This is a genomic window from Pseudomonas sp. GW821-FHT01E10 (assembly GCF_059422365.1).
In genome coordinates this window covers 180559-193872 of sequence record NZ_JBWKWT010000003.1, presented here as the reverse complement: position 1 = coordinate 193872, position 13314 = coordinate 180559, and the positions used below count along the sequence as shown (strand labels likewise).

16 protein-coding genes are annotated in these 13314 nt (G+C 58.9%); all 16 read right to left on the bottom strand.

Features of this window, described 5'->3' with window-relative positions; all coding sequences use genetic code 11:
• The 16 genes from hisS to trmJ all read right to left on the bottom strand — a co-directional run bounded on the left by hisS (nt 1) and on the right by trmJ (nt 13259).
• Nucleotides 1-1290 (bottom strand): histidine--tRNA ligase, encoded by a 1290-nt coding sequence (gene hisS / locus AC07V0_RS07390; protein WP_018927062.1) that lies wholly within the window; start codon nt 1288-1290, stop codon nt 1-3.
• Between the two features lie 37 nt (nt 1291-1327).
• On the bottom strand, nt 1328-2437 hold the full coding sequence (ispG, locus tag AC07V0_RS07385; protein WP_003185136.1) for a flavodoxin-dependent (E)-4-hydroxy-3-methylbut-2-enyl-diphosphate synthase: 1110 nt from the start codon (nt 2435-2437) through the stop codon (nt 1328-1330).
• A 3-nt stretch (nt 2438-2440) separates the two neighbouring features.
• A complete protein-coding gene (locus AC07V0_RS07380; protein WP_064620141.1) occupies nt 2441-3469 on the bottom strand; it encodes a RodZ domain-containing protein in 1029 nt (342 codons plus the stop codon).
• Nucleotides 3469-4227: a type IV pilus biogenesis/stability protein PilW gene (gene pilW / locus AC07V0_RS07375; RefSeq protein WP_086944745.1), complete on the bottom strand. Its 759-nt coding sequence runs from the start codon at nt 4225-4227 to the stop codon at nt 3469-3471. Before pilW ends, AC07V0_RS07380 begins: the two co-directional genes overlap by 1 nt.
• A 12-nt stretch (nt 4228-4239) precedes the next feature.
• Nucleotides 4240-5388: a dual-specificity RNA methyltransferase RlmN gene (rlmN, locus tag AC07V0_RS07370; RefSeq protein WP_007941385.1), complete on the bottom strand. Its 1149-nt coding sequence runs from the start codon at nt 5386-5388 to the stop codon at nt 4240-4242.
• 28 nt (nt 5389-5416) lie between these two features.
• Nucleotides 5417-5842, bottom strand: coding sequence for a nucleoside-diphosphate kinase (gene ndk / locus AC07V0_RS07365; RefSeq protein WP_018927065.1), 426 nt, complete (start codon nt 5840-5842; stop codon nt 5417-5419).
• A 92-nt stretch (nt 5843-5934) separates the two neighbouring features.
• Complete coding sequence (gene iscX / locus AC07V0_RS07360) at nt 5935-6135, bottom strand: Fe-S cluster assembly protein IscX (RefSeq protein ID WP_007941386.1); 201 nt, start codon at nt 6133-6135, stop codon at nt 5935-5937.
• Nucleotides 6136-6149: 14 nt separating this feature from the next.
• Entirely contained in the window at nt 6150-6491 is a 342-nt protein-coding gene (gene fdx, locus AC07V0_RS07355) for an ISC system 2Fe-2S type ferredoxin (RefSeq protein ID WP_018927066.1), read from the bottom strand.
• A 3-nt stretch (nt 6492-6494) separates the two neighbouring features.
• Nucleotides 6495-8357, bottom strand: a complete 1863-nt coding sequence (gene hscA / locus AC07V0_RS07350) for a Fe-S protein assembly chaperone HscA (RefSeq protein ID WP_064620145.1) — start codon at nt 8355-8357, stop codon at nt 6495-6497.
• A 51-nt stretch (nt 8358-8408) separates the two neighbouring features.
• Nucleotides 8409-8930 carry a co-chaperone HscB gene (hscB, locus tag AC07V0_RS07345; protein WP_018927068.1) on the bottom strand — a complete coding sequence of 174 codons (522 nt, stop codon included), beginning with the start codon at nt 8928-8930 and terminating at the stop codon, nt 8409-8411.
• A gap of 8 nt (nt 8931-8938) precedes the next feature.
• The gene (iscA, locus tag AC07V0_RS07340; protein WP_007941391.1) at nt 8939-9262 is read right to left on the bottom strand and encodes an iron-sulfur cluster assembly protein IscA; all 324 of its coding nucleotides are present in this window, start codon (nt 9260-9262) and stop codon (nt 8939-8941) included.
• A gap of 34 nt (nt 9263-9296) precedes the next feature.
• Complete coding sequence (iscU, locus tag AC07V0_RS07335; RefSeq protein WP_003443374.1) at nt 9297-9683, bottom strand: Fe-S cluster assembly scaffold IscU; 387 nt, start codon at nt 9681-9683, stop codon at nt 9297-9299.
• A gap of 85 nt (nt 9684-9768) precedes the next feature.
• The gene (locus AC07V0_RS07330; protein ID WP_007941393.1) at nt 9769-10983 is read right to left on the bottom strand and encodes an IscS subfamily cysteine desulfurase; all 1215 of its coding nucleotides are present in this window, start codon (nt 10981-10983) and stop codon (nt 9769-9771) included.
• 50 nt (nt 10984-11033) lie between these two features.
• Nucleotides 11034-11525 carry a Fe-S cluster assembly transcriptional regulator IscR gene (gene iscR, locus AC07V0_RS07325; protein WP_003227911.1) on the bottom strand — a complete coding sequence of 164 codons (492 nt, stop codon included), beginning with the start codon at nt 11523-11525 and terminating at the stop codon, nt 11034-11036.
• 184 nt (nt 11526-11709) lie between these two features.
• On the bottom strand, nt 11710-12486 hold the full coding sequence (gene cysE, locus AC07V0_RS07320; RefSeq protein WP_026286494.1) for a serine O-acetyltransferase: 777 nt from the start codon (nt 12484-12486) through the stop codon (nt 11710-11712).
• A gap of 2 nt (nt 12487-12488) precedes the next feature.
• Complete coding sequence (gene trmJ / locus AC07V0_RS07315; RefSeq protein ID WP_018927071.1) at nt 12489-13259, bottom strand: tRNA (cytosine(32)/uridine(32)-2'-O)-methyltransferase TrmJ; 771 nt, start codon at nt 13257-13259, stop codon at nt 12489-12491.
• Nucleotides 13260-13314: the final 55 nt, after the last annotated feature.

Below are 13314 nucleotides of genomic sequence, written 5' to 3'. Positions count from 1 at the left end.
TCAACCCTGCACGACGCAGGTGGCCAGGTGTGCAGCAAGCGCATCCCAGGCAATGCTTTGTTGTTCGCCCTGGCCACGCAGGGGTTTGAAACCTACCACTTGCTGGGCCATTTCGTCGTCACCGAGGATCAATGCGTACAGCGCACCGCTCTTGTCGGCTTTCTTGAACTGGCTTTTGAAGCTGCCGCCCCCGGCATTGATTTGCAGGCGCAGGTTGGGCAGTTGATCACGAACACGCTCGCTCAGGGTCAGACCGGCCAGCTCGGCGGCTTCACCGAAGGCGCAGAGGTAGACGTCAACCTGACGGGAGATCTCTTCGGGGATCTGCTCCAGGGTTTCAAGCAGCAGCACCAGACGCTCGATGCCCATGGCGAAACCTACGCCCGGGGTCGGCTTGCCGCCCATCTGCTCCACCAGACCGTCGTAACGACCACCGGCACATACCGTGCCCTGGGCGCCCAATTGGTCGGTGACCCATTCGAATACGGTCTTGCTGTAGTAATCCAGCCCGCGAACCAGCTTCGGGTTGATCACATAAGGAATGCCGGCGGCGTCCAGGCGAGCCTTGAGGCCCTCGAAGTGCACGCGGGATTCTTCGTCGAGGTAGTCGGCCATTTTCGGCGCGTCGGCCAGCACCGCTTGAGTGTCGGCGTTCTTGGTATCCAGGACCCGCAGCGGGTTGGTCTTCAGACGGCGCTGGCTGTCTTCGTCCAGTTGATCCAGGCGAGCGGTCAGGTACTCGACCAGTGCTTCGCGATAACGACCACGGGATTCGGCAGTGCCCAGGCTGTTGAGTTCGAGCTTGACCGCATCGCGGATACCCAGCTCGCCCCACAGGCGCCAGGTCAGCACGATCAGCTCGGCGTCGATGTCCGGACCGTCGAGGTTGAAGACTTCACAACCAATCTGGTGGAACTGGCGATAACGGCCTTTCTGCGGACGTTCGTGGCGGAACATCGGGCCGATGTACCAGAGTTTCTGCACCTGGCCGCCGCCGGTAATGCCGTGTTCGAGCACCGCACGCACGCAGGCCGCTGTGCCTTCAGGGCGCAGGGTCAGGGAATCGCCGTTGCGGTCTTCGAAGGTGTACATCTCTTTTTCGACGATGTCGGTCACTTCACCGATGGAGCGCTTGAACAGCTCGGTGAACTCGACGATCGGCATGCGGATCTGCTTGTAACCGTAGTTATCCAGCAAACGCGAAACGGTGCCCTCGAAATGACGCCACAGGGGAGTCTGTTCGGGCAGGATGTCGTTCATGCCACGAATGGCTTGCAGAGACTTGCTCACTTTAAATCCTTAAATTCGTTCGGCTCTTCAGTCAGGCTCAGCCGCGAGCGATTACAGCCGCGTCGGCTTCGACCTTTTCGGCCGCTTTCTGGCGGATCAAGCGTTCAAGCTCATCCACCAGATTGTCATTCGTCAGTTTCTGCGACGGCTTGCCGTCGATGTAAATCAGGTTTGGCGTGCCGCCGGTCAAGCCGATATGGGCTTCCTTGGCTTCGCCCGGCCCGTTGACCACGCAACCGATTACCGCGACATCCAGCGGCACCAGCAAGTCTTCGAGGCGCCCTTCCAGCTCGTTCATGGTTTTGACCACATCGAAGTTCTGCCGCGAGCAGCTCGGGCAGGCGATGAAGTTGATGCCACGGGAACGCAGGTGCAGGGATTTGAGAATGTCGTAGCCGACTTTCACTTCCTCGACCGGGTCGGCCGCCAACGAGATGCGAATAGTATCGCCAATCCCTTCGGCGAGCAGCATACCGAGGCCCACGGCGGATTTCACTGTGCCTGAACGCAAACCACCGGCTTCGGTGATGCCCAGGTGCAACGGCTGGACGATTTCCTTGGCCAGCAAGCGGTAGGCTTCAACGGCCATGAACACGTCGGAAGCTTTTACGCTGACCTTGAAGTCCTGGAAATTCAGGCGTTCGAGGTGTTCGACGTGACGCAGGGCGGACTCGACCAGCGCAGCCGGAGTAGGCTCGCCATATTTCTTTTGCAGGTCTTTTTCCAGGGAACCGGCGTTCACGCCGATACGGATTGGAATCCCGCGATCACGGGCGGCATCGACCACCGCACGTACGCGGTCTTCACGACCGATGTTGCCTGGGTTGATGCGCAGGCAATCGACGCCCAGTTCGGCTACGCGCAGAGCGATCCTGTAGTCGAAGTGGATGTCAGCCACCAACGGCACCTTGACCAGTTGCTTGATCTTGCCGAAGGCTTCGGCGGCGTCCATGTCCGGCACCGAAACCCGAACGATATCGACGCCGGCGGCTTCCAGACGATTGATCTGGGCCACGGTGGCGGCCACGTCATTGGTGTCGCTGTTGGTCATGCTCTGCACAGCGATGGGCGCATCGCCGCCAACAGGCACGTTACCGACCCAGATTTTCCGGGATTCGCGACGCTTGATTGGAGATTCGCCGTGCATGACTTATTGACCTAACTTCAGGCGAGCAGTCTCGCCACTGGTGAACGGAGCGACATCAACCACCTGCCCGTTGTAGCTGACCTGCGCGCCACGGGCAAAGCCCAGACGCACGGCAAAGGGCGGCTTGCCGCTGACGGAAACACTTTCGCCTTTACGCTTGAGACCACTCAACAACACTTTACCCGTGCCGTCGGTCACTTGAGTCCAGCAATCGGCGCTGAATTGCAGTTGAACCTGGCCCTGGCCCGCAACCGGAGCTGCTGGAGCTGCTGGCGCAGCAGCTGCAACGGCCGGCGCAATCGGAGCCGTCGCAACCGCTGCCGGTACAGCGGCAACAACTGGCGCTGCCGGTGTCGCGACAACCGGAGCAGTATTGTGGGCCGGAGCCGCAGGTGTTGCTACCGGGGCTGCTGGAGCGGGTGTTGGCGCCGGCGCGCTTGCTTCGGCGTTGGCAGGCTCCTCCGCCTGCGGCAACGCCAGAGGCGTTTCACCTTCAGACTCACCTTGCGCAACCGCCTGGTCTTCCGGCTCGTCCAGCGGATGGATCTGGGTGGTGCCATCGGCGCCTTCGACTTCAACGTGTTCCGGAGCCAGGCTGACCAGGTCCTTGGTGCGCGATGAGGTTTGATCCTGCCACCAGACAAAACCACCACCAATCACCGCGATCAGCAACAGCAGGCTGACAATTCGCAAAATGGTGTGGGAAACCCGAACCGGCTCTTCGATACGCCCCAGGCTGTGGACGTTGCTGCCCTGGGAGTCGGTGCCGGTGGATTGGTCGAACTGCTGAACCAGAACAGCCTGGTCCATGCCCAGCAATTTGGCGTACGCGCGAATATAGCCACGAGCAAAGGTGTGGCCAGGCAGCTTGTCAAAAGCGCCGGCTTCCAGATTACTCAGGGAATTGACGGTGAGGTTGAGCTTGAGGGCCACTTCGGCCAGCGACCAGCCATTGCTTTCGCGGGCCTGGCGCAAAGTCTCACCGGGGTTAACGCGATTCGCTGCTACAACTTCGGGATGCGCCGCTTTCATCATTGCTCCGACAGGTATTGCTGATATTCCGGCGTACCGGGATAGAGTCGTTTTAATTGCAGGCCATAACTGGCGGCCTTGTCGCGATCTTCAAACACTTTTGCCAGCCGAACGCCGAGCAATAGACTACGTGCATTTTGCTCGGTGAGCAGGCTAAAACGATCGTAATAGTCACGCGCGGGCACATAATGCCTGTCTTCGAATGACAACTCAGCCATTTCCAGCAAGGCACGTGGCTGTTGGCGGTTCAAACGCAGGGCTTTTTCCAGTTGCTGGCGAGCCAGGTCACGCTGGCCCAGCTTTGAAGCGGTCATGCCGAGGTTCTCGAAAACCCGCGAACGCTCAGGATACAGAGTATCGGCGGCCGCCTGTTCAAAGCGCTCGTACGCCTCTTTGTAACGTTTTTCTTCGAACAGAAAACTGCCGTAGTTGTTCAGGATTCGCGCATCGGCGGGACGGGAAGCCAGCGCCTTGCGAAAATGCTGATCGGCCAGTTCCGGCTCCATCTCGGCCTGGAACACCAGCCCCAAGGCCGCGTTGGCGTCAGCATCCGAGTCATCCAGTTCCAACGCCTTCTTCAGCGGGACCTTGGCGCGCTCGGTCATGCCCTGCTGCAAGTACCCCAGGCCCAGCTGCACGTAGGCGGCACGCGCTTCATCACGGCCCTTGCTGGTCTTCATCGGGTTGAAATCGCCCGACAGGACACAACCAGCACACAGGCTGGCCAACAGCACAAGCAGCGCGAAGCGCAGGGACATAGAGATCCTCTCTTAATTATTGTTCGCAGCGTTTTGTGGCATATCGTTGTCGGCGCTCAACTCACGCACGGCGATATAACGTTCGCTGCGACGGGTGCGATCCAGCACCTGCCCTACCAATTGGCCACACGCGGCATCGATGTCTTCACCGCGAGTGGTACGCACGGTGACGTTGAAGCCTGCATGGTGAAGCTGATCCTGGAAACGGCGAATCGCATTGTTGCTCGGACGCTCGTAACCGGAGTGCGGGAACGGGTTGAACGGAATCAGGTTGATCTTGCACGGAACATTCTTGAGCAACTCGATCATTTCGACCGCGTGTTCGACCTTGTCATTGATGTCCTTGAGCAAGGTGTACTCGATGGTCAGTACGCGCTTTTCGCCCAGGGACGACATGTAGCGCTGACACGATTCCAGCAGCATCTTAAGCGGATACTTCTTGTTGATCGGCACCAATTGGTTACGCAATGCGTCATTTGGTGCGTGCAGGGACAACGCCAGGGAAACATCGATGTGCTTGGACAGCTCATCGATCATCGGCACCACACCCGAAGTCGACAGGGTTACGCGGCGCTTGGAGATGCCATAGCCCAGGTCATCCATCATCAGATGCATGGCGGCCACGACGTTGTCGAAGTTCAGCAGCGGCTCACCCATGCCCATCATCACCACGTTGGTGATGGCACGGTCGACGGTTGCCGGGACGCTGCCAAAGGATTTGTTGGCAATCCACACCTGGCCGATGACTTCGGCGGCGGTGAGGTTGCTATTGAAACCTTGCTTGCCGGTGGAGCAGAAACTGCAGTCCAGGGCACAGCCTGCCTGGGACGAAACGCACAAGGTGCCGCGTTTGCCCTGGGGAATGTAAACGGTCTCGACGCAGCTGCCGGACGCCACGCGCACCACCCACTTACGGGTACCGTCGCTGGAGATGTCCTCGCTGACCACTTCCGGACCACGAATTTCAGCAACAGCCTTGAGCTTTTCGCGCAAGGCCTTGCTGACGTTCGTCATGGCGTCGAAATCATCGACGCCAAAGTGGTGAATCCATTTCATTACCTGACCGGCACGGAAACGCTTCTCCCCGATTGAGTCGAAGAATTTTTCCATTTCCTGTTGAGTCAGACCCAGCAGGTTGGTTTTTACAGTCGATGTAGTCATGGATTCACCTTCACTCTTAAGCCAATGCTTAGCGAGTGGTTACTTCAGTAGCTGCGAAGAAGTACGAGATTTCGCGAGCAGCAGCGGCTTCGGAGTCCGAACCGTGTACGGCGTTGGCGTCGATGGAATCAGCGAAGTCAGCGCGGATGGTGCCAGGAGCAGCTTCTTTAGGGTTGGTAGCGCCCATCAGCTCACGGTTCAGAGCGATAGCGTTTTCGCCTTCCAGAACCTGAACGACAACCGGACCGGAAATCATGAAAGCAACCAGGTCGTTGAAGAAACCACGAGCGCTGTGCTCAGCGTAGAAGCCTTCAGCTTCGGCTTTGGACAGTTGCTTCAGTTTCGAAGCTACAACGCGCAGGCCTGCTTTTTCGAAACGAGTGGTGATCTCGCCGATAACATTTTTAGCAACAGCGTCAGGCTTGATGATGGAGAAAGTACGTTGAACAGCCATGGTGTAACTCCAGAAACGGTAATTTGCGAAAAATTAAACCCGCGAATTATACGCGGGTTCTTTGGTATTGCCTAACTGCGTACGGTGCAGACTCAGTCTGCTTCTTCGATCCAGGCGGCCTGAATGGCTTCAAGCACCTTCTCGCCACCGCGTGTCGGATCATCACTGAACTCCGGCAATGCCAGCACCCACTGGTGCAGATCGACGAAGTTCACGTAACGCGGGTCCACATCCGGCTTTGACTCAGCCAGCTGGATCGCGATTTCCAGCACATCAACCCATTTCAGGCTCATGAAAGTTCCTTGAATCAGTGCGGCGCTTCGGCGGCATGGTTGAGCGAGTATTTCGGAATTTCGACGGTCAGGTCTTCAGTCCCGACTTTTGCCTGACAGGCCAGACGCGACTGAGCTTCCAGCCCCCAAGCCTTATCAAGATAGTCTTCCTCCAGCTCATCAGCCTCTTCCAGCGAGTCGAAACCCTCACGAATGATGCAGTGACAAGTGGTGCACGCGCAGACGCCGCCGCAAGCGCTTTCCATCTCGATATGGTGTTCATGGGCCAGCTCGAGAATGGATATGCCAGGCTCAGCCTCCACAACCATGCCTTCCGGACAGAACTTCTCGTGTGGCAGAAAAATGACCTGCGGCATCAATTATTCCTCGATTTCATTCAGATTGCGCCCCGCCAGAGCGGCTTTCACCGTCGAGTCCAGGCGGCGGGCAGCAAAGGCATCGGTCACTTGCGACAGACGTTTGGTCTGCTGCTCAATGGCGTAACCATCGGTGCCTTTCATCAATTCGGTCAGTTCCTGCATCTGCAATTCGATGACCATGCGCTCTTCGGCGTCGAGCAAGCGTTCGCCGTCGACATCCAGAGCGCCCTGCACTGCTTCGATCAGGCGCTGGGCATCGACCTGCTGCTCACGCAATACGCGGGCGACCTTGTCGTCATTGGCGTGCTGGAACGAATCCTTGAGCATTTTGGCGATTTCGCCGTCGGTCAGGCCGTAGGACGGTTTGACCTGAATGCTGGCTTCGACACCCGAACCCAATTCGCGGGCCGAGACACTGAGCAGACCGTCGGCGTCGACCTGGAAGGTCACGCGAATCTTCGCCGCACCAGCAACCATCGCTGGAATACCGCGCAATTCGAAGCGTGCCAGGGAGCGGCAGTCGCTGATCAACTCACGCTCGCCCTGCAATACGTGGATCGCCATGGCCGACTGGCCGTCTTTATAAGTGGTGAAGTCCTGGGCCCGGGCGACAGGGATGGTGGTGTTGCGCGGAATCACCTTCTCCATCAGGCCGCCCATGGTTTCCAGCCCCAGGGACAACGGAATCACGTCGAGCAACAGCAGTTCGCCGCCGTCACGCTTATTGCCAGCCAGGGTATCGGCCTGGATCGCGGCACCGATGGCCACGACTTGGTCCGGGTCGATTTCGGTCAGCGGTTCGCGACCGAAGGCTTGCGCAACGGCTTCGCGAACGCGCGGTACGCGAGTCGAGCCGCCGACCATGACCACCGCATGAACGTCTTCCAGCTCAATGCCGGAATCACGCACCGCGCGACGACAGGCTTTCAGGCTGCGGGCAACCATCGGCTCGATCAGCGCATTGAACGCTTCACGGGTCAGCCCCGCCTTCCAGTCGCCATATGCGACTTCGACGGACGAGGCACTAGTCAGGGCTTCTTTGGCCGCACACGCGGTTTGCAGCAGATTGCGCTGCTCGCCCGGATCGAGGTCGGCCGACAGACCGGCACTCTCGATGATCCAGCCAGCAATGGCGTGATCGAAGTCATCGCCACCCAACGCGCTGTCGCCACCGGTAGCCAGCACTTCAAACACACCGCCGGTCAGACGCAGAATCGAAATATCGAAGGTGCCACCGCCCAGGTCATAAATGGCAACCAGGCCTTCAGCCTGTTGATCCAGACCGTAAGCCACCGCAGCAGCGGTCGGTTCATTGAGCAAGCGCAGCACGTTCAGGCCGGCCAGCTTGGCCGCATCCTTGGTGGCTTGACGCTGAGCATCATCGAAATAGGCCGGAACGGTGATCACTGCGCCGACCAGTTCGCCACCCAAGGTCGCTTCGGCACGCTGACGCAGCACCTTGAGGATATCGGCGGAGACTTCGACCGGGCTTTTCGGGCCTTGCACCGTGTCGATGAACGGCATGTGCGACTCGCCGTCGACAAAACGGTATGGCAGCTGATCGCCCAATTGCTTGACGTCGGACAAACCACGTCCCATCAAGCGCTTGACCGACAGCACAGTGTTCAGAGGATCGGTAGCGGCAGCCAGTTTGGCCGATTCGCCGACCTCGACGCGATCGGCGTGATAGCGCACGGCAGACGGCAGGATAACCCGCCCTTGCGCATCGGCCAGAGGCTCGGAAAGACCACTGCGCAATGCAGCGACCAGCGAATTGGTAGTGCCCAAGTCGATCCCCACAGCCAGACGACGCTGGTGCGGTTGAGGACTTTGGCCGGGTTCGGCGATCTGCAGTAGGGCCATCGTGATCAGGACTTATCTGTATATCAGGCGTGCGACCGGAGCGGCACTGGGTTAATCGTCGAGGCGCTCTTCTAACTGGCGCACTTCGTAGGTGAGCTTGTCGAGGAACTGCATGCGCCGCATCAGGCGTTCGGCCCGTTCGCGTTGCGCCGCATCATTCCAGCAAGCTGCGAAGCTTTGGTTCAGTTCATCCTGAGCTGCCTTGAGGCGGCGCTTGAACGTGGCAATACCCGCCATGTCGGCGCTGTCCTGCAGATCCTCGAGCTCTTCACGCAACTCCATCTGCTGCAGAAGAAACTCCGGATCATGCACCGTGACCTCCAGCGGCAACTCGCCACCACTCAATGCGAGCAAGTATCGCGCGCGCTTGGGGGGGCTTTTGAGCGTCTGGTAGGCCTCGTTGAGGCTCGCGGATTGCTCGAGCGCCAGCCGCTGCTCACGCTCGGAAGCGTCGGCAAAGCGGTCCGGATGAACGCCGCGCGCCAACTCACGGTAGCGCGTAGCCAGCTGATCGAGGTCCAGATTGAAACTCGGTTGCAGCTCAAATAAAGCGAAATGACAAGGAGTACCCACGAGCAGCCTCAGATATTGAAGCTTTCGCCGCAGCCACACTCACCGCGTACGTTGGGGTTGTTGAACTTGAAGCCTTCGTTCAACCCTTCCTTGACGAAATCAAGCTCGGTGCCGTCCAGGTAGGCCAGGCTTTTCGGGTCGATGATCACTTTCTCGCCGTGACTTTCGAACACCTGATCGTCCGCGCCCACCTCGTCGACAAACTCCAGCACATAGGCAAGGCCGGAACAGCCCGTGGTGCGAACACCCAGACGAATCCCATCACCCTTGCCGCGCCCGTTGAGGGAGCGTCGCACGTGTTGAGCAGCCGCTTCTGTCATGCTGATAGCCATCGGTGACTCCTTACTCGTCGCCAAATCTTGAAAGTCAGATCAAGCCTTTCTTCTGCTTGTAGTCGCGAACGGCCGCCTTGATAGCGTCTTCAGCGAGTACAGAGCAGTGAATTTTCACTGGCGGCAGGGCCAGTTCTTCGGCCAGTTGAGTGTTCTTGATGGTCTCTGCTTCATCCAGAGTCTTGCCTTTCATCCACTCGGTCGCCAGGGAGCTGGAGGCGATTGCCGAACCGCAACCGTAAGTCTTGAACTTGGCGTCTTCGATGATGCCTTGTTCGTTGACCTTGATCTGCAGACGCATCACGTCACCGCACGCCGGAGCGCCGACCATGCCGGTGCCGACATCAGGATCTTCTGCATCCATCTTGCCGACGTTGCGCGGGTTCTCGTAGTGGTCGATGACCTTTTCGCTGTAAGCCATGATTCTTAATCCTCACTCATCAGGAGTCGCTCTTGAAGCCCTGCCAATCGTGGATTCGCAGGGCCCGGTTGCGGCGACTTGAATATCAGTGTGCCGCCCACTCGATTTTCGAAATGTCGACGCCGTCTTTGTACATGTCCCACAGCGGCGACAGAGTGCGCAGCTTGGTGACGGCCTCGCAGACTTTCTGCGCGGCGTAGTCGATTTCTTCTTCGGTGGTGAAACGGCCGAAGGTGAAGCGAATCGAGCTGTGTGCCAGTTCGTCGTTGCGGCCCAGGGCGCGCAGCACGTACGAAGGCTCAAGCGATGCCGAGGTGCAGGCCGAACCCGACGAAACCGCCAGATCCTTGAGCGCCATGATCAGCGACTCGCCTTCGACGTAGTTGAAGCTCAGGTTCAGGTTGTGCGGTACGCGGGCGGTCATGCTGCCGTTGACGTACAACTCTTCCAGGCCTTCAACCTGTTTGAAGAAACGGTCGCTCAGCGCTTTGATGCGTGCATTCTCGGCAGCCATGTCTTCCTTGGCCACACGGAACGCTTCGCCCATGCCGACGATCTGGTGAGTCGCCAGGGTGCCGGAACGCATGCCACGCTCGTGACCGCCGCCGTGCATGGTCGCTTCGATGCGCACACGCGGCTTGCGGCTGACGTACAGCGCGCCGATGCCTTTAGGGCCGTAGGTTTTGTGGGCAGAGAACGACATCAGGTCAACTTTCAGTTTCGACAGGTCGATCTCGACCTTGCCGGTGGACTGAGCAGCATCGACGTGGAACAGAATACCCCGGGAGCGGGTCAGCTCACCGATGGCAGCGATGTCGTTGATGGTGCCGATTTCGTTGTTCACGTGCATGACCGATACCAGAATGGTGTCGTCACGCAGGGCAGCTTCGACCATTTCCGGAGTGACCAGGCCATCTTCACGAGGATCGAGGTAGGTCACTTCGAAACCTTCACGCTCCAGTTGGCGCATGGTGTCGAGGACAGCCTTGTGCTCAATCTTGGTGGTGATCAGGTGTTTGCCTTTGGTGGAGTAGAAATGCGCCGCCCCCTTGATTGCCAGGTTGTCGGACTCGGTGGCACCGGAGGTCCAGACGATTTCACGCGGGTCGGCGTTAACCAGATCAGCGACCTGACGACGAGCGTTCTCGACGGACTCTTCGGCTTTCCAGCCGAACACGTGGGAACGGGACGCCGGGTTACCGAAGTTTCCGTCGACCAGCAGGCATTCACTCATCTTTTGCGCGACACGCGGATCAACCGGGGTGGTCGCAGAGTAATCAAGGTAAATCGGCAATTTCATGGACTATCTCCTAAATCAGGCTGGCTGGCGTGCCGCTAGCTCTTTGGCTGTCATTCGACGGCGGACGCTTCAATCTTGTCCAGGCGTGGCGCCTTGCTGTTGCAACGACGCTGGTCCTGACGCTGGGCTACTTCTTGCACCTCACGGCGAGTTACAAGGTCAGCCAAGCTGATACCGCTCAGAAATTCGTGAATCTGCAGGCTAAGATCGCACCACAAATGGTGAGTCAGACAGGTGTCGCCGGAATGGCAATCGCCCTGGCCCTGGCACTTGGTTGCATCGACCGATTCGTTGACCGCATCGATTACCTGGGCGACCTGGATGCCCTGCATGTCGCGGGACAATTGGTAGCCACCGCCCGGACCGCGAACACTGGACACCAGATTGCTACGGCGCAATTTGGCGAAAAGCTGCTCGAGGTAGGACAGGGAGATGCCTTGGCGCTCGGAGATATCGGCCAGGGACACCGGCCCGTGCTGCGCGTGTAACGCCAGGTCAAGCATGGCGGTCACGGCGTATCGGCCTTTTGTAGTCAGTCGCATGGACAATTACCACGGAGTTCGGAATGGGGCGAGTATGCAATTCCCGAGTATTTAAGTCAACTATAAGACCTAGCGTATTACTCAGGTTTACCCGCAAAAGAGCGCGCGCATCATAGCAGGGTCTGCGGTGCAATGGCACACCAACCAGCGCGGTGCAAATGCCTGAATGCGACCCTGCCGTGAATCAGCTGGCCCTGCTTTCGTCCTTGCCCTTCACACAGGCAAAGTCTTCTTCACGCAGTTCAGGCAGATCCTTGGCACAGTAATTACTGCCCAGATCCTTCAGCGCTCCACACATACCCTCCAGACGCCCATCGACCGCCTGCAAGTGATCGAGCAACTGACCAATCGCCCGGGCCACCGGGTCCGGCATGTCTTCGCCGACACCGTAGGCATCGAAGCCGATCTTCTCGGCCATGGCCTTGCGCTTGGCATCCTGCTCATCGTCGGACTTGACGATAATCCGCCCCGGAATCCCCACCACCGTCGCACCCGGCGGAACTGCCTTGGTGACCACGGCATTGGAACCCACCTTGGCCCCGGCACCGACAGTGAATGGGCCGAGCACCTTGGCGCCCGCGCCAACCACCACGCCGTCTTCCAGGGTCGGGTGACGCTTGCCCTTGTTCCAGCTGGTGCCACCAAGGGTCACGCCCTGATAAAGGGTGACATCGTTGCCGATCTCGGCAGTCTCACCAATAACGATGCCCATGCCATGGTCGATAAAGAAGCGACGACCGACCTTGGCCCCCGGATGAATCTCGATCCCGGTCAACCAGCGACCGAAGTTCGACACCAGCCGCGCCAGCCATTTCAGCTCTGTGCGCCACAGGAGCGATGACAGGCGATGGATCCAGATGGCATGCATGCCCGGATAGCAGGTCAGGACCTCAAAAGCATTACGCGCCGCCGGGTCACGATGAAAAACACTTTGGATATCTTCACGCAAACGCTCGAACATCATTAATCCTTCCGCTTTAGAAGCTCGCCACGGGCCGCCTTCTGGGTTTCCGTGAGGATGCCACGCAATATATTCATTTCCGCTCGGCTGACCGAGCTGCGTCCGTACAACCGGCGCAGGCGCGCCATCAAGTGCCGTGGCTTTTCCGGATCGAGGAATTCGATGGCCACCAGGGTTTGCTCCAGGTGCTCATAGAATCGCTCCAGCTCATCCATGGTCGCCAGCTCACCACTCTTGGTGGACGCCACTTCCTCCTTCTCGACCTTGCTCGGCTGACCTTGGGCCGCCAGCCAGGACATGCGCACTTCATAGCTCAACACCTGCACCGCCGCCCCGAGGTTCAGCGAACTGAACTCGGGGTCTGATGGAATGTGCACGTGATAATGACATCGCTGCAGCTCTTCGTTGGTCAGGCCGGAATCTTCACGACCGAACACCAATGCGATCTCGGCACCCTGCCCCGCCTCCTCGACCACCCTTGCACCGCACTCACGGGGATCGAGCAACGGCCAGGGAATGCGACGATCACGAGCACTGGTACCCAGCACCAGATTGCAGCCGACCAAGGCATCTTCCAAGGTGGCGACGACTTGCGCGTTTTCAAGGATGTCCCCGGCGCCGGACGCACGCGCATCGGCCTCGTGGTGCGGGAACAACCGCGGCTCGACCAGCACCAGTCGCGACAGGCCCATGTTCTTCATGGCACGCGCAGCACCGCCGATATTTCCGGGATGACTGGTATTGACCAGGACGACACGAATGTTTTGCAGCAAGGGAGGCGCTCTCGAACATTGAATGGGGGAGCCGAATCTTACAGCTCCTCCTACC